The following is a 16,723-nucleotide window of genomic DNA, read 5'->3' as shown; positions in this document are numbered from 1 at the left end:
TGGTCCAATGCACCTGGCCGCCTCTTGTTATGGCATACGTTACGGTTCATGGGGCTATCTGTATCCTGGTACTTAAGCACGCCCACTACACTGTGTGGTCGGCAAAACTCATTGCAGCAGCTCCGGCTGTTCTGCTCTGGAGCATAAGATGAATGTAAAATATGCCCTGATTATCGGCTTTAAAACCAAAGGTCTGAGATTTTACGGACGCAGCAGCCGTGCTGAGTTCTGGTATTTCTATATCTCTACCTGCATCTTTATTGCCCTGTCATGGAAGCTCAATATCATTCCGGTAGTCGGAGGCCTGCTGCAGGCCATAGCGGTGCTGGCCATTGTGGCCTGTCAGATAACTGCCACCATAAGACGCTTTCATGATCTCAACATGGATGGCCGCTTTGTCCTGTTCCCTTATCTGATGGGCATAGTCTACGCTGCCGGTGTAGGCCCGCTGCGCGCCACTCAGCCTCAGTACGCTGACCTTATTCTCAATACCCTGACCACTCTGGCAGGTCTTAGCTATGCCTCCATTCTCATCATGTGCGCCATGCGCGGTACCGTGGGCAAGAACAAGTACGGCACTGACCCTCTGGACAAGAGCACTCCTCCTCAGGACTTTATCAATCCTGACCACATGAAGGCCCCTGATCTCATGGGCGATCCATGGAAGCGCTTTAAGGACAAGGTAGACCAGGAAAAGGCCCGCAAGGCTGCAGGTCAGAAAGATCCCGGCTTTATCGCCGTTCCTACCCCTGGCTCTGACAAAAAATCTGAGACCGGCGCCAGGGATGATAACCAGAACTCCTCAGGCAAAGACCAGAACAAATAAGTCCAGGGCCCGGCCCAGCCGCCAGCTGTCCTTGCTGCAGCCAGTCACATGAGTCTGTTCAGGCTTTCATGTCCATGGTGCAGCCGCCCCTGGAGCCGCTGCACCTGCTGCATTCGCCCTTGCGGTGCCGTACCTGCGGCATACGTCATTGCGGCACAGGCCATTGCGGCGTATGCCTTTGCGCCTCCGCCCCTGAGACACTGGCACGGCTGCATGCAAATAACGTTTCATAACTACCTGACAAACAGGAACCACTTTTATGCATTATTTCTTTCAGGCCATCAAAGTCTGTCTCAAGGACAAGCTCTTTATCACCGGCGGCCGTGCCGGGCGCATGGAGTTCTGGCTCTTTACCCTCTTTGCTGTAGCCGTAAGACTGGCTCTGTACCCTCTTACCACTATCCAGTACTTTGGTGTGGTCTACTCCATCATCAACTTCATAGTCTTTGTGGCTCACTACACAGCCATTGTACGCCGTCTGCATGACTCCGGCCGCACTGGTCTGCACCTGGCCCCGGTCATGATTGGCCTGCTGATGATTTTCGCCGGCTTTGTGGCTGCCATTCCAATGGCAGTTACCGCAGGCGAGGTATTAGCCGGTCTGGGCATTATTTACCTGCTGGTTCTGTGTGCTCTGCCTGGCAACCCTAATGCCAACGAATACGGCCCGGCCCAGCCGCTGCCTGCAAAGCAGTAACAGGCACAGTCACCACGCCACCTACGGCCCCCTGCCTGGCATGGGCCGCCATGGTCCCTGGCCCTCTGGCCCTGGCAGCAGGGCCGGTCCTGTCTTGCAAGACCAGCCGGGCGGCAGACCTGCTGCTGCGGATAAAACCGTCAGCAGCAGCTGGCAGGAAAGTGAAGAGTGCATAAGGAGAGCACCATGAGTTTAAATGGCATGCTGACCACGATTAAACAGTCGCTTACGGTCTGCTGTGTTACCAAAACATTTAACTTCCGCGACCGTGGCTGCCGTGCGGAGTTCTGGCCCTTTTTTATCTTTACCTATCTGGCCTCCTCAGTTCTGGCACTGCTGGTACAGATTCCTTTTGTCGGTCCGGCTGCCGCTGCCCTTATCAATCTGTATCTGCTCATAGCCCTTCTGTCAGCTGCCGTAAGACGTCTGCACGATATCGATCGTCCGGGCACCTTTGTGCTCCTGCCCCTCATTCCTGCCTCGGTAATGACAGGCACCATCATCTGGAGACTGATATCCTACGAGAGCCTTGAGGGACTCAATCCGGGCACCACCGAGGCCGCCATTTTCCTCATCACTGTCATTTCCCTTATCTACCTGCTGGTGCTTTTCCTTACCGCCGGTACCTTAGGTCCTAACAGCTATGGTCCGGACCCGACCGATCCGGCCAATGAAGACTACCGTCTGGGCCGCCGCCCCGGTGAGGGCAAGGACAGCAGCAGTGACAGAAACAAAGGGGAGCGCAAGGACAGCTCGGCTACTTTCTGATCTGTGCAGACTCAAATGCAAAAATGCCGGAAATCCACCATGGTGGTTCCGGCATTTTTTATCAAATGTTCCGCATAAAATACAGCTTTCATGGCATCTGATCACAATATTTCTGTCTGGTACTTGGGACCTGTGGCCTGACTGCCTTAAAATCGTAAAACATGCTGTCCGTGAATTCACCCGTATGAGAATACAGCAGCATGACAATACAACATAAGGAAAACTGGAACCTGATGTTCCGGGGAGAATATTTTGATTAGCTTTACCCGCTCCCTGAGGCTCTGTCTTATTGACCGCGCCCTTGATTTCAACGGCCGGGGCACACGCGCTGAGTTCTGGTGGTTCGCGCTTTTCTGCCTTGTTCTGCTCCCTCCTGCATGGGCAGCCCTCATGCTGCCAGGACTGGCCCCGATTCTTGGTTTTCTTACCCCTGTAGTCAATCTGGTGATCCTGATCACCATGACTACCGCAGCCATCAGACGTCTGCATGACACTGACCGCAGCGGCTGGATTGTGCTGTTGCCGGTGCTGGCTTTCATACCGGTACCAGTGCTTACAGGCATGAACTTTTTTACCCTCTTCAGCGGCACCATGATAATGGGCCTGTCATCAGGCATGCTCATGCTGCTTTTCATTGCCAGCCTGATTTTCATGGCCATTGCCATGTTCTATACAGTCATACTGCTGGTCAAACCAGGCACTCCAGGCGATAACGACTACGGTCCTGATCCTATGGAGAGCCAGTACTACAATCCAGGCGGCTCATGGCGCTTTAACGAGAGCGCCTTTGCCAGCGCGGCCGGTGCTGGCACAGCCGGAGCCGGTGCATATGGCCAGTCCGACAGCTGCACCACCCCAGACCTGTGGCAGGCAAACCATGCTCACGACAGCGGCCCACGGGCACCGGCTCCGTACGGCAAGGCCAAAAACTCTGACTTTCCTGTAAGAAGAGCCCCGGGCCCTGGCGGTCCATGGCATAACGACCCTTACAGTAACGGCCCGTTTTCCGACAGCCCGGCTATGCAGGGCGGATGGAATCAGGCTGATGGTTCAGGCAGCGCAGGCGATCCTCAGCCTCCTGCAGCCCGTCCATAACAATAAGGCACATGACAGGCTCAACCTCAGCCCTGCTGCCCATGCAGCCCCAGCTCAGGGCCAGTCATTTGACTGGCCCTGACTGTCTGCACGGCTTACGCCATGCCCCATGAACCTGCCCGTCAGGCGGCCGCGTTAGTAGCAGACCAGACCTGACCAGGCTGCGCCTTAACGCGGCATGCCATGCCACCAGGGGCCGACCAATGGCAGATCAGGATGTGCAGGACACATAGCCGTATTTTTCCTTTGTTTATCCAGCCGGCAAAAGAGAACACTCATGCTGACAATCAAACAGTCTGTTCAGATATGCTTTGTGCGCAAGGCTTTTAATACCAGGGACAGAGCCTGCCGCTCAGAGTTCTGGTGGTTCTACCTCTTTGTGCAGATTTGCTCCATACCTCTGGGCCTGCTCTCATGGCTGCTGCCGGGCTTTGGTTCCCTGATCTACGCTGTCTTTACCGTTGTCTGCCTGTATTTCATCACCGCAACGGGAGTAAGACGTGCCCACGACAGTGGCAAAAACGGCTATCACGTTATCATTCCCATGGCTGTTGTCTTTCTGTCAGCCCTGACCGGCACTGTTGCCGATACCGCTCCCGATGGGATGGATCCCGCCTATCAGTTAACCCTGGCCGTGCTCATAGTCTGCTCCGTGGGATATATGCTCATTATCATGGCCCTGCCAGGTACAAAAGGCAGCAACCGCTATGGTCCAGATCCCCTGACCGCCTCTGAGCACATACTCAATGAGCGCCTCAAAGCTAAGGCTGCTGGCAGCACCAGTGCCCCGTCCAAAAGACACACTGGCCCTGACGCCGACTTCAGCCGCAACAGGAATGACAGACATGACAGGCATGACAGTTATCATGGCAGTCATGGTATTCAGGGCAGCGGTCAGATTTCAGCTGGTGCCAACAATAAGGCCAGTGAGGGCTCGACCAGCCCATGGAAGGAATCTGGTGGCAGCTGGACCGGCACTCACATGCCAGAATCCAAATCAGATAACCACTCCCACAAACCAGGCGTCTGATCAGCATCCCACACACACCCGTCCCGGCCTGCAACTGCCAGCTTTTTGCTGGCAGTTTGCTTTTCAGGCACTGAGGCAGCTCCCTCACGGCAGCTGCCATGAGCCATGGCCCAACGCTCATGGAGCCAGGGCCCCGGCTCCGGCTCCGGCAGCCACCTCTGTCGGGTGCGCTAATGCCTGTGAGCGCGACAGTGCGGCCGCAACAGCAAAGCGCGACCGCAACGGCAAAGCGCGACATGCGAGCTGAGGGCTGGCTGAAGCATGATGTTTATGGTCCTGACAACGTGGAGGCATGTTATTGCAAGTACTTGTCTGCCGTCTGCATATTAATTGATATACATCAATGATGTATCTAAAAAAGCATGGACAATCATTTTGTCAACACAAATTTCTTTCTAGCCAGATCACTATTTTGTGCATTGCTATCCTGACTAATAGTCATGCGTATTGTATTATTATCAGAATGAGCCTCGGAGCATGCTCACGCCACGTGCGCAGGCCGCTCTCAATCATTCATGGCAGGCTCAAAGCACATCTGATAATCACGCAGCTGTCATCAGGGTCATAGCATCCACGATAGAGCTGTGCCTCAGAAGCGTTTATGCCTGTGAATTTCCCCTGTGAGACCTGCGGTCTCATCTCCTTAATCAAACTGTTCTTCTCTCCTGTGAGATCCCGCCTGTCAGCAGCCAGTACCTGCATGCCTTTAAGTCGTGCCAGTACCAGGCCTGCAGCATTGTGCCTGACGAACAGTTAATGACCATCTTTGCCTGCTGTGTTAACAGTAAGGGTCATGACAGGGAACTTCATCTGCCGCCATGAAGTATTCCGTTTGCAACGGAATATCAGAGGCCGGATTTTGATTACGTAATTGAAGACATATGCTCACAGAGCATATCTGTCTTAAATCAGCTTTATACAAGTTTAGGATGGGTCTGATGTTAAATAACTTCCTCACCTCTCAAAAGGGCCAGTTTGCAGGAGCCTTTGGTATCTGCGTTGTTCTGACCGGTGTTGCCACTCTGGTCTCCAACGCCTCCAACCCTAACTACGCCGTTACCTTACGCCTCTCTCACGCCCGCACCGCCGGTTCCATTGCTGATCTGACTGCCTACAAGTTCAAGGAACTGCTCGAGCAGAACTCTCAGAAGCAGATCGGCGTTACCGTATATCCAAACAACGGTCTGAGTGGTGGCGACCAGTCCCGCTCCATCGAGCTCGTCAAGGGCGGCAACATCGACATCCAGATTTGCTCTGCTACCGATCTGTATAACGTAGATAACCGTTTCGGCACCTTCTGGATGCCATTCCTCTTTGAAAACGATCAGCAGATCGAATACTTCGTCAACAACGAGAAGGTTAACGAGACCCTCGATTCCTGGCTCCAGCCACATGGCCTTGACCTGCTGGCCATGTACTCTGCCGGTGCCCGCCAGATTTCCAACAACGTCCATGAGATCACCAGTCCTGAGGACCTCGACGGCATCAAGTTCCGTGTTCCTCCATTTGAGGGTGCTCTGACCACTTTTGAAGCTCTGGGTGCCCAGGCTGTCAAGATGGACTTCATCTCCGTAAAGAATGCTCTTAAGAACAATGAGATTCAGGGCCTTGAGAGCACTGTTCAGGGCTTTATCTCCTCCAAGCTCTACAAGGACCAGCCATTCCTGACCTTATGGAACGGCATTTATGACACCCAGATGTGGATTGCCAATGAGAAGTCCCTGGCTGCCTTAAATGACGATCAGCGTGCTGCCTTCACCGACAGCCTCCACGAGGCCATTGCATGGCGCACCAATCTGTACACTGAGTTCAACAAGCTCTACCTCAATACCCTGGCCGAGCGTGGTGTTAAGATCACCCAGCTCACCCCTGAGCAGATTGCCGCTTTCCGTGCCAAGGCTCAGCCTATCTACCAGCGTTATGTAGATACCCTCGGTCTTGAGACCTTAAACTACTTCCTCCAGAACCGTGGCCCATCCGATGCAGAACTCCAGCAGGCCATTGAGAGCAATGCCCAGCAGGCTGCTGCCGAAACTGCCCAGACCATGCCAGAGATGGCTGCCCCTGCCGAAGCTGTTCCTGCCGAGGCCGCCCCGGTTGAGCCTGCCCCTGAGGCTGCTCCAGCCGAAGCTGCCCCTGTAGAGGGCGAGGCTGTTGCCCAGGCTCCTGTTGAGGCTGCCCCGGTTGAGGCTGAGGTTGCTGCCCCAGCTGAGGCTGCTGCCCAGGAGGCTGCCCCGGCTGAGGCTGCTGCCCCAGAGGCTGCCCCGGCTGAGGGTGAGGCTGTTGCTGCTGCTCCAGCCGGCAAGGCTGCTGTAGCCATTGGCCCGGCTGACCAGAACATCGATGAGGAAGCTCAGCCAGCTCAGACCGAAGAAGGTGAGATTACCATTACTGAGGTAACTGTTGTAGATCCAGCTGCCAACATCGCTCCTGACCTGCATCAGGAAGCAGGTCTTCCAGAGACTGTAGAAGAGACCACCGATGATGCCGCTGTTGAGGCCCTGGCTGCCGCTCAGCAAGAGCCTGCCTGCCCACCTGCCACCGAAGAGCCATCTGCCGGTGACGTTCAGGTTCCAGCTGAGCAGGAAGCTGCTGTTGCTCAGGCCCCTGTTCCAGCTCCAGGCGTAAAGACTCTGGTCAAGGACACTCCTAAGGTAGCCGGCTTCAAGCCAGTTTACGAGGACGTAGCCTCCGTAAGCGGCTTTGCTCCTATCGTTCAGGACACTCCATCTGTTCAGGGCTTTGACACCATTACCCGCAAGGTTCCTGTCTACCAGGCTCCAAGCGGCTTTGATGCCCCTGCTGCTCCAGCTCCAGGTGCTGCAGCCCCTGCTCCAGCTCCAAAGGTAAAGCCACTGCCACCACACCTCAAGGGTGCTCAGTTCCACCAGCCAGTACAGTTACAGTACGTACCAGTAGGCGAGAGCTCCATCCAGTACATCGAGATTGCTCCAGGCAAGTTCCAGGCAGTTCAGATGATTCCTGTTCAGCCTATCGCTGTTGAGGTTAAGGCCCCATCCGTACAGTTCGTACAGACCATGCCTGTTCAGGAGCCGGTATTTGTTCATCCAGTTCCAAAGCACGTAGCTCCAGCTCATGTAAAGCCACTGCCTCCACACGCAGCCCCTGAGGCCGCTCCGGCCCCTGTGTATGCTCCTTCCGTGCAGATGGACCGTCCTATGACCCGTCCAGCTCACGCCCCTGCTGCTGAGGAGTTTCACAAGCCAGTAAAGGCCCCATTTGCCAAGCCACTGCCAGCTCCAGTTCCAACTCCAGTTGGTCCTGCTCCAGAGGCTGCCACAGCCCCTGAGGTTATCGACGCTGCCGTCTTAACCCCGGCAAATCCAGTTGCTGTTGAAGCCGCCCCTGCCCCAGAAGCCGCTCCAGCCGCCGCTGAGCCGGTTGCTGCTGACGTAGCTGATCCACAGGCCCAGACCGCCGCTGCTGCCGAGGCAGATGCTGCCCAGCCAATGACTCTTGAGGCTACCGAAGCTCATGGTCCTGCTGTAGCTGACCTCCCAGCCTCCGCTGAGGCCGGTGTTCCAGAGGGTGCTCAGGTTGAAGAGCCAGCTCCAGCTGAGACCAGCGTAGCCCCAGAAGCTGCCAAGTAATCAAAATCCGGTCAGACAGGCTGCAGGCATAGCCTGACTGCCCGCAAAAGACCCAAAAGGCCCGCACCTTACCAAAGGCGCGGGCCTTTTTCATTTCTGCACTACCCAAAAACCCTACACTCCCGTCATGGCCTCTCAGTCCGCCGCCGCACAGCGCCCTGGCTGCCAGGCAGGATGGCCCTGCCAGCAATGCTACTGGCCCTGCCAGCCATGCCGTCTGGACCGGCCATGCTGTGGCGCTGAGCCACTGGCTGTCCTGAACTTGCCAGCCATGGCTCGCCATCGCCCGCCAACAAAGGCCATGCAGGCCCCATTGAGGCTCCATTGAGGCTCCACTCAGGCCCTATTGAGGCTCACTCAGGCCTTATTGAGGCTCACTCAGGCTCCATTCAGGCCGCATGCCGGACCTGCATGGGTATGCATGGGGATGCATGAGCCTTGAGGTGGGGATGGAAATTAATTTATTGATTGAGATAAAACTGTAAGCAGACAAAGGGCGTAGCTGTCGCATTTTGTGACTGTTGTCCGATCATCTTAATCCACTTAACAAGAATTTAACTAATGGCACTCAGTCTATTTAACCGATATTAAATATTCTGTGTGCCTGACAGACATGACAGTATTATTCGTACCTGGATTTAACAAAGTTTCGGGCAATTTCCGGGCTTTTCAGGTATTGGAGCCACGCGGCAGCAGATTAAAAGTGTCCCATGGCGGGGACAGCCTGCCCATGCAGGAAAAAGCATTGTACAATTCCTTAACAGGTACCGCTGTGGCTGATCAGGACCGTGAGCCTGAATTTTGAGGTTTTTTATGATCTTTTATGTAGAAGACGATAACAGCATCCGTGAGATTGTCCTTTATACCCTTCACTCCATGGGCTTTGAGGCACGTGGTTTTGAAGACGGCCAGAGCTTTCTCAAGGCTCTGGAAAATCATAAGCCATCACTTATCATGCTTGATGTCATGCTGCCAGACTACGATGGAGTGGAGCTGCTCAAGATCATCAAGCGCCAGGCAAAGACCAGCGATCTGCCGGTAATCATGGCCACTGCCCGTGGTGCAGAAATCGAGAAGATTCAGGCCCTTGATCTGGGTGCTGATGACTACCTGGCCAAGCCTTTCTCCATGATGGAAATGGTGGCCCGTGTTAAGGCCGTATTACGCCGCTACAAGAAAGAAGAGCCTAAGAGCCTGACTGCAGGCCCTCTGAGCCTCGATGAAAACAGCCACGTGGTCAAGGAATACAACCGTGTGGTTGAGCTTACCTACAAGGAATACGAACTTCTGGCCCTGCTGCTCAAGCATCAGGGACGTGTCTACAGCCGCGAGCAAATCCTCGATCTTATCTGGGGTCATGACTATGACGGTGAGAACCGTACTGTAGACGTGCATATCCGTACTCTGCGCTCCAAGCTGGGCGAGAGTGCCAATCTGATTAAAACCGTCCGTGGTGTCGGTTACAAACTTGAATACTGATTGAACTTGTTTTCATCAGTAACACCACCATACTGATTCAAACAGAATATTCCCAAGCCTGAGCTTCACTTCTTAGCGAAGCCAGGCTTTTTTTAACACGCATGACCCAGCCCGCCGCTGCTGCGCGCTGGCACCGCGCTGAATCAGCTCTTTTGCGCAGCGCATGCCCCGGCCATGCACATGCCTGCCCGTTTCCTCGTAGCCGGGGCAGGCCCAGGCGTCTGACTTCAAGTCTGGCTGCCTGAAGGAGTATGCCCGGGCAGCGGATCGCATGCCCGCTGCCGGGCCGGAACAGCCGGACAAGGAATCTAAAGTGCGCAAGAAGATCTTTCATGCTTTTCTTAAGCTTTCAGTAGGACTGCTGCTGGCCCTGTCAGCTGCTGCTGTACTCATTCATCAGTTTCTCAAGACCCAGGACGAGATTAAGCATCTTGAGAACTTCGGCACCATTATCTCCACCGCCATCAACAAGCATGGCTGGGACTTTTTAAGGGACGGTATCGATTACGAGTGGGTGCGTATTACCCTTATCAACTCCGATGGCACCATTCTTTACGACTCTGAGGTGGAAGAGAAAAATCTCGACAACCATCTAAACCGTGCCGAGGTCGAGGCCGCGCTCCATACCGGCTACAGCACATCCAAGCGCTTTTCCGACACCCTGCAAAAGCAGACCTTTTATCACGCCATCAAGCTCGATTCAGGTCAGGTACTGCGTCTGTCATTTACCTCTGATTCCCTGTACCTGTACACCAAGCGCTTTACCATCTTCCTTATTCTCATGATGATAATGCTGACTGGAGGCTGTTATTACGTGGCTACTCTGCTATCACGCTCCATTATCGAGCCTATTAACAGGGTCAATCTCAACGATATCCGCTCGCTCTCTGATCCGGGCAACCACACCTATACCGAGCTGCAGCCTTTTCTGTGGCGCATAGGAATGCAGCAGCATAAAATTGATGAACAGTTCCACGAGCTGCGCATCAAGACCAATGAATTTCAGGCCATTACCAAGAGCATGAGTGACGGTCTGGTAGTGCTCAATGCCAAAGGCAATATAGTCTCAATCAACAAGATTGCCCGCAAGATCTTCGATGTCACCAAGGAAAACTGCATCAATCAGAGCTACAAGTCCATAGACAACTCTGAGTACATGCAGGAGATGATGTCCCTTGCTGCAACTGATCCGCGTCAGACCCGCTCCATTGTCCGTGACGGCCGCGATTACGATATCCGTTTCTCCAAGATCAGCGACAATGGCGTCTGCCTTGGCTATGTGCTCATCATCTTTGATGTCACCGAAAAGAAGCGCACTGAGCAGATACGTCAGGAATTTACTGCCAATGTCTCCCATGAGCTCAAGACTCCGCTGCAGTCAATAATTGGCTACTCGGAAATGATGGCCAACGGCTTTGTGCAGAGCGATGACATCAAGCACTTTGCCAGCCGTATCCACAAGCAGAGTTCCCGTCTTAAGACTCTGATTGAGGACATTATCTTCCTGTCACACCTTGATGAGGGTCAGCTGTCCATTATGGAGGATCTCTCCATTACCAGCATTGCCCATGAGGTTTTTGAAAACCTCCAGGAGAAGGCTCAGGAGCGTAATGTCCAGCTGCAGATCCGTGGCGATGACATCAAGATGGTGGCTGTTAACCGCTACATTTATGAGCTGATCTACAATCTGGTAGACAATGCCATACGCTATAACCGTGAAAACGGCAGCGTAACCATTACCCTGCATACCACCAGTAACAAGTACATGATTTCGGTAGCTGACACAGGCATAGGCATTGCCCCTGAGGAGCAGCACCGCGTCTTTGAGCGCTTCTACCGCGTCGACAAGTCCCACTCCCGCCAGACCGGCGGCACCGGCCTTGGACTGTCCATAGTCAAGCGCGTAGTGCTCTACCACCACGGAAAGATCAAGATTACTTCCCACTTAAACCAGGGCACAGTATTCAGCATCACCTTCTACAAAGACAAACTGCGTGAGCTGCGCGAGGAAAACCGGCGCAAGCACGAGGCCCTGCTAGAAGCCAACCGCCGTGAACACGAACGCAGCAGCTCAGTGATGACCGCCCTGTCCACCCCAACCGACGCTGACGCCTCCGCCGATGCCGCCGCACCGTCTGACGCTGGCGCGGCTGCTCCGGCTGACGCCGCCGCAGCACAGCCAGTCGCGGCTGACAGTGCTGACCATGACAGCACCGAGGGCCATAACCAGCCGGCTGCCAGTGCCTGAGCCAGCGGCCGCTGATGCGGCCCGTCAGCTCAGCTGACCATGGTCTGCCCCACAGGGCCAAGGCCCGGTCAGGAGCGCTGCACTGCACCCGGACTGGGGGCTTGAGCGGCCCAAAAAACAAAACGGCCACCAGAGTAATTGCTGGTGGCCGTTTTGTTTTGCCTTGTGCTTACTGTCCCCCTGGGGCCGCCGGCTGTGCCGGCGAGGCTATGGGGCTGTCAGCTGTCGGGCTTTAGCTTGGGATAATCATGCCCTCTTCACGCATACGGGCAATCTTGTAGCGCAGAGTACGTGGGCTGATACCCAGCTTCTCAGCTACGGCCTGACGGTTGCCACGGCAGTCAATCAGAGCATCGAGGATGATCTGATATTCCTGCTGCTTGAGCTCGCCGCCCAGAGAGCTTGGGATCTTCTGGTTGCGTACCATATCCATGGAGGAGCTGATGATAGCATCACTGCCAGACTGGCCCATGCCAGGCTGCCCCATGCCGTTCTGGCCCATGCCGCCAGGCATGCCGTTCATGCCACCTGATACTGCGCCCATGTTAGATCCCATGCCGCCCTGAGGCTGGCCATAGGAGCCTCCCATGGCGCCCATGCCGACACCGCCCATGTTCTGAGCGGCCATGCCCTGACCTGCTGGCTGACCAGCCATGCCGCCCTGAGACTGCATGCCGTAGCCGCCGCTGTTTCTGAAGTCCTGAGGCTGAACCATGCCGGCACCATTGCCCTGTGAACCACCTGACATGACGCCCTGCTGACCTGAAGAGCCGCTCAGCGCACTGGCCATGGCCTGATCGCCATTCCAGCCCTGATTCTGGCCATTGTCAGCAGCTGCCTGCTCCTGGGACAGTACTGGAGAAACACCGCTGATAGCCTGCTGCTGGGCACTGCTTAAAGCCTCATCAAGAATGAGGTCAGCAGCCTCGATGACGCTGCCATTGCAGATAATCAGCGCACGCTGCATGACGTTTTCCAGCTCACGGACATTGCCCGGCCAGCTGTAACCCTCAAGACGGGCTACGGCCTCAGCGCTGAGCTCAGGAATAGCACGGGAGTTCTCGGCGGCATGACGCTGCAGGAAGAAACGGGCCAGAGGCATGATGTCGCCTGAACGCTGGCAAAGTGGCTTCCAGCGCAGTGGCAGCACATTTAAGCGGTAGTAAAGGTCCTCACGGAACTTGTTTTCAGCTACAGCCTGCTTGAGGTCACGGTTGGAGGTGGCCAGCACGCGCACATCAAGAGAAATGGTCTTACGGCCGCCCAGGCGCTCTACTTCCTTTTCCTGAAGGACACGCAGCAGCTTGGACTGCAGATTGAGGTCCATTTCGGTAATTTCGTCGAGCAGAATGGTACCGCCCTGAGCCTGCTCAAACTTGCCAGGACAGGCCTGAACGGCACCCGTAAAGGCACCCTTTTCATAACCAAAAAGAGTGGACTCGAGCATGGTGTCAGGAATGGCAGCACAGTTGATGGCTACGAAAGGACCTGAGGCACGAGGTGAATTGTCGTGCACATAGCGGGAGAGCACTTCCTTACCTGAACCTGATGGACCGGTAATCATTACGGTGGCATCTGAGGATGCTACCTTGGCAGCAAGCTGCAGCAGCTCACCTGTGCTCGGGTCAGCCCAGATAGGCTCGCGGCGGTTGATGCGCTTGACAGGCACATAACGGGAAACCTGGTTTAACAGTACCTCAGGGGCAAAAGGCTTGGCCAGATAGTCGATAGCACCGTCTCGCATGGCGGTAACAGCACCGTCGATATTGGCATAGGCTGTCATCAGCAGCACCGGCATCTGAGGGTAGCGGTCGTGGATGGAGCGCAGCAGTGTGTGGCCGTCCATGCCATCCATCTGAATGTCAGAAATGACCATATCAACATTGCGCTTGAGCAGTGTTGCCAGAGCCTCATCTCCATTGCTGGCTTCAATGCAGGCATAGCCCGTAAGCATGAGAGTATCAACAATAGCCTCACGTAACTGACTATCGTCATCTACAACCAGAATTTGACTTTGATGCATTTTTCCAATCTTCTCTCTGACAAATAAAAAACCTTTTGCGATACAGCAAGGCTCTCATCCCGGGCAAGGCTGTGCCCGACCGTGACCCGTCAAGGGCTGAACGCCCTTGCGCATGGCGCAAGGACGTCATGGTCCTGCAAGCCACCAGGCTGAGCCCGGGGGGATTTGATGCCTGCAGGTCGTTTGAGCAGATCTCTCTTATGTCTGTGATCTTACTGTGACCTGATAACCAGGGCTGATCCGTGATCAGCTGTTGAGCTTGTGACCGCCTGAAACATCAACCTGTACATGAGTATAGCCGTCATGACGCGGACTGTCCTGAGGCGGATCCTCAGTGACATGATTGCCATCGCCCTGAGCTTCACTGGCACGCAGCAGTGCCGCCTGCTCCTGACGTTTACGGGCATAGGCCGCAAAGGCCTCTGAAGTAGCTGTGTTGGCTGCTGTTGCAGCCTGTTTGGATATTCCTGCTGCTGTCTGAGGCAGGGAACCAAAGTTGACATGATGCTCATGCACGCCCTGATGCTCATGCATACCCTGAGGCTCGACTGTGCCAAGACCAAGGGCATGATGCTCATCATGCATGTGCATTCCGGCCCCCGGCAGCACCGAACGCTCCAGGTGAGCAGCCTGACCTGAGGCATGAACAAAGCCCATGCTCTCATGCATGCGGCTTACTTCCTCAGGTGTATCTTCGCTGTCTTCATCATCATCTGACAGCTCCTCGATATCTGACTCATCATCTGAGGACTCATAATCATCATCGTCCTCATAGTCATCAGCATCCTTGTCATCATCGGCTGCAGCTGCTGCGCATGCTGCGACAGAATCAGTGGCCGCTGCGCCTGCGGCCCCGGCAGCCGCAGCGGCCACGGCGGCAGCGCTGACGCTGCCCCCAATGCCGACCTCAGCAGCTGCCTCAGCCCGAGCCGATAGCAGCTCGGCTGCAGCTGAACCTCCCAGAGCCGCGCTGCCTGCAGCCGCGGCCGCTGCAGCACTGGCCATAATGGACTGACCACTGCTCTCATGGCTGCCAGGACCGATTTTCTCAAGGCTTTCAAGAGCGCTCTGGCTGTGTCCGTCTGCGTGCAGATCAGATGAGCTGCCTGCAGCTCCGGTGGCTGCAGCTGCCACACCGGCTGGCGCTGCCATGGCTCCGCCATGGGCCAAGGATGTACCGGCTGTTGTAGCCGGACCTGATGCAGCCGGGACTGATGAAGCCGGTACGCCCTCCGTGGCGTCAGCGTCGGCCTGATGACTGTTAAACAGAGGAATGCTGATGGTAAAGACAGTGGCGAAAGTATCGTTCCACTTTTCCAGGGTCAGTACGCCCTGGTGGACCTTGGTTACGGCGCTGACTACCGCAAGGCCCAGTCCTGTACCTGAGCTTTTGGAGGTATAGAAAGGCTCAAAAATCTTTTCTTTGAGCTCATCAGGAATTACAGGTCCGTCATTGGCAACCGAAATGACCACATTGTCATGACTGCGCATCAGACGCAGACAGACCTTTTTAGCTCCGGCCTCAACAGCATTGGCAATGAGGTTGCTCAAAGCGCCGGTAAGTGCAGTGGCATTACCCATTACCGGCATCTCTTCATCTGACAGCTCGGTAATAAGCTCGGCTCCGCCCTTGCTTAAAACTGCAGTGACATTGCTGGCAGCCTGTTCGGCCAGCTGACGGGCGTCGATTTCAGAAACAGTCTGCTCATTGGAGCGGGCAAACATGAGGATGTCGCTTACCTGAGCCTCAAGAGCCTCAAGGCGCGATACCAGCTTCTCCTGGAAGCGCTTGCGCGCCATAGGCTGGAGATTGGCATTGCCAAGGTTGGCCGCATAGAGCATGGCAGCAGACAGGGGAGTTCTAATCTGGTGGGCAAGGCTGGCTGCCATACGGCCAAGGGAGGACAGACGCTCCATGTGGGAGATCTTGTCCTGCAGCAGTCTGGTCTCAGTAAGATCATTCATCTGAATGAGCTGACCTGAACTCAGGCTTGCGGTAATGACCTGAAGGCGCCTGCCATCACGAGTGGAGATTTCATGGCCGTCGTCATTGCGGGGACGGAAAACGCGCGAAATGACCTCCACCCAGCGCCGTCCTTCGAGAACGGGCTCACCGAGCAGGGCCAGAGCTGTATGGTTAGCCTTGCTGATCACGCCGCTTTCGTTGACCACCACAATAGCTGATGCGGTGTGAGCGAAAACTTCGGTCAGTAAAGCATAATCATTTTCCTGAGTCTGACTCATAGCAATGCTTCAACCTGCAAAAAATAGGACGCACCATACCACTGCTGTCAGCGCCATAAGTACCGAAAAGTACTGGCAGAGCACTGGTTAGCATGACCTTGTTAATACTCCATCCGGGCAAATTATAAATGCTGCAGCATACTCCAGGCTGCACTGAAAATGACAGGATCATGCCCCACAAAACAGATACGCAGGCCATAAAGCAAAAAGCGGCGCTGCTGCAGCCATGGTCCAGAAAAGATCAGAGCGCCCTGAAAAAAAGGGTGCAGCTGCCAGGTCTGACCAGGCAAAAGCCGGGCATGACTTAAAACAGAAAATCCGGATAAATCCTTATTATGCCATTGACTGGGCATCAGCGCCATAAAAAAGGCCCGGCTGTAAGACACAGTCGGGCCATTTTTTTATCAGCATTATAGTACCGGTCACAAGTTGTGATGGTCGCAAAACAATATCTGTAATACACCTGGGGACAAAAAAGCCGGGATAAAACACGACAGAGTCGTACTTTGTCCCGGCAGTTCCCAGCCGCACCCGTCCTGAGCAGGATAATATTCCATCCTGTCCGGCTAAGGGAAGCGGCCCAGCGCACCAGCCTGGCATAGCACCAGGCTGGTGCGCTGCCACGGCCTTACCAGGCCATGCGGCCATGCCGGTCAGGCCAGCCGTCGCGGCCATCCAGTAGCCAGCCAAATGGCAGCCAGG

At 55.1% G+C, this 16,723-nt stretch carries 11 protein-coding genes; 8 read left to right on the top strand and 3 right to left on the bottom strand.

What is annotated here, in order from left to right; all coding sequences use genetic code 11:
• The first annotated feature begins 148 nt into the window (after positions 1-148).
• From MXE39_RS03550 to MXE39_RS03515, 8 genes are all read left to right on the top strand, one after another.
• The gene (locus tag MXE39_RS03550; protein ID WP_246977296.1) at positions 149-826 is read left to right on the top strand and encodes a DUF805 domain-containing protein; all 678 of its coding nucleotides are present in this window, start codon (positions 149-151) and stop codon (positions 824-826) included.
• A 259-nt stretch (positions 827-1,085) separates the two neighbouring features.
• Complete coding sequence (locus MXE39_RS03545; protein ID WP_246977295.1) at positions 1,086-1,523, top strand: DUF805 domain-containing protein; 438 nt, start codon at positions 1,086-1,088, stop codon at positions 1,521-1,523.
• A gap of 186 nt (positions 1,524-1,709) precedes the next feature.
• Complete coding sequence (locus MXE39_RS03540; protein WP_246977294.1) at positions 1,710-2,291, top strand: DUF805 domain-containing protein; 582 nt, start codon at positions 1,710-1,712, stop codon at positions 2,289-2,291.
• Positions 2,292-2,543: 252 nt separating this feature from the next.
• The gene (locus tag MXE39_RS03535) at positions 2,544-3,386 is read left to right on the top strand and encodes a DUF805 domain-containing protein (protein ID WP_246977293.1); all 843 of its coding nucleotides are present in this window, start codon (positions 2,544-2,546) and stop codon (positions 3,384-3,386) included.
• Between the two features lie 277 nt (positions 3,387-3,663).
• Entirely contained in the window at positions 3,664-4,416 is a 753-nt protein-coding gene (locus MXE39_RS03530) for a DUF805 domain-containing protein (protein ID WP_246977292.1), read from the top strand.
• A 929-nt stretch (positions 4,417-5,345) separates the two neighbouring features.
• A complete protein-coding gene (gene dctP / locus MXE39_RS03525) occupies positions 5,346-8,027 on the top strand; it encodes a TRAP transporter substrate-binding protein DctP (protein ID WP_247073787.1) in 2,682 nt (893 codons plus the stop codon).
• Positions 8,028-8,840: 813 nt separating this feature from the next.
• A complete protein-coding gene (locus tag MXE39_RS03520; protein ID WP_246977289.1) occupies positions 8,841-9,506 on the top strand; it encodes a response regulator transcription factor in 666 nt (221 codons plus the stop codon).
• A gap of 313 nt (positions 9,507-9,819) precedes the next feature.
• Positions 9,820-11,754 (top strand): ATP-binding protein, encoded by a 1,935-nt coding sequence (locus MXE39_RS03515; protein WP_246977288.1) that lies wholly within the window; start codon positions 9,820-9,822, stop codon positions 11,752-11,754.
• A gap of 232 nt (positions 11,755-11,986) precedes the next feature.
• Here the strand turns inward: MXE39_RS03515 and MXE39_RS03510 are convergent, their stop codons facing one another.
• From MXE39_RS03510 to MXE39_RS03500, 3 genes are all read right to left on the bottom strand, one after another.
• Positions 11,987-13,777, bottom strand: coding sequence for a sigma 54-interacting transcriptional regulator (locus tag MXE39_RS03510; protein ID WP_246977286.1), 1,791 nt, complete (start codon positions 13,775-13,777; stop codon positions 11,987-11,989).
• A 246-nt stretch (positions 13,778-14,023) separates the two neighbouring features.
• Positions 14,024-16,021 carry a HAMP domain-containing sensor histidine kinase gene (locus MXE39_RS03505; protein WP_246977285.1) on the bottom strand — a complete coding sequence of 666 codons (1,998 nt, stop codon included), beginning with the start codon at positions 16,019-16,021 and terminating at the stop codon, positions 14,024-14,026.
• Positions 16,022-16,143: 122 nt separating this feature from the next.
• Entirely contained in the window at positions 16,144-16,407 is a 264-nt protein-coding gene (locus MXE39_RS03500) for a hypothetical protein (protein ID WP_246977284.1), read from the bottom strand.
• Between the last annotated feature and the right edge of the window lie 316 nt (positions 16,408-16,723).

This window comes from Anaerobiospirillum sp. NML120511 (assembly GCF_023050955.1).
In the GTDB taxonomy this organism is placed as follows: domain Bacteria; phylum Pseudomonadota; class Gammaproteobacteria; order Enterobacterales; family Succinivibrionaceae; genus Anaerobiospirillum.
The sequence above is the reverse complement of the archived record's forward strand: the minus strand, read 5'-3'. Positions and strand labels throughout refer to the sequence as shown.

Coding starts and splice junctions, on each gene's coding strand:
- MXE39_RS03550 (WP_246977296.1), top strand. CDS start 149: ATGAATGTAAAATATGCCCTGATTATCGGCTTTAAAACCAAAGGTCTG.
- MXE39_RS03545 (WP_246977295.1), top strand. CDS start 1,086: ATGCATTATTTCTTTCAGGCCATCAAAGTCTGTCTCAAGGACAAGCTC.
- MXE39_RS03540 (WP_246977294.1), top strand. CDS start 1,710: ATGAGTTTAAATGGCATGCTGACCACGATTAAACAGTCGCTTACGGTC.
- MXE39_RS03530 (WP_246977292.1), top strand. CDS start 3,664: ATGCTGACAATCAAACAGTCTGTTCAGATATGCTTTGTGCGCAAGGCT.
- dctP (WP_247073787.1), top strand. CDS start 5,346: ATGGGTCTGATGTTAAATAACTTCCTCACCTCTCAAAAGGGCCAGTTT.
- MXE39_RS03520 (WP_246977289.1), top strand. CDS start 8,841: ATGATCTTTTATGTAGAAGACGATAACAGCATCCGTGAGATTGTCCTT.
- MXE39_RS03510 (WP_246977286.1), bottom strand. CDS start 13,777: ATGCATCAAAGTCAAATTCTGGTTGTAGATGACGATAGTCAGTTACGT.
- MXE39_RS03505 (WP_246977285.1), bottom strand. CDS start 16,021: ATGAGTCAGACTCAGGAAAATGATTATGCTTTACTGACCGAAGTTTTC.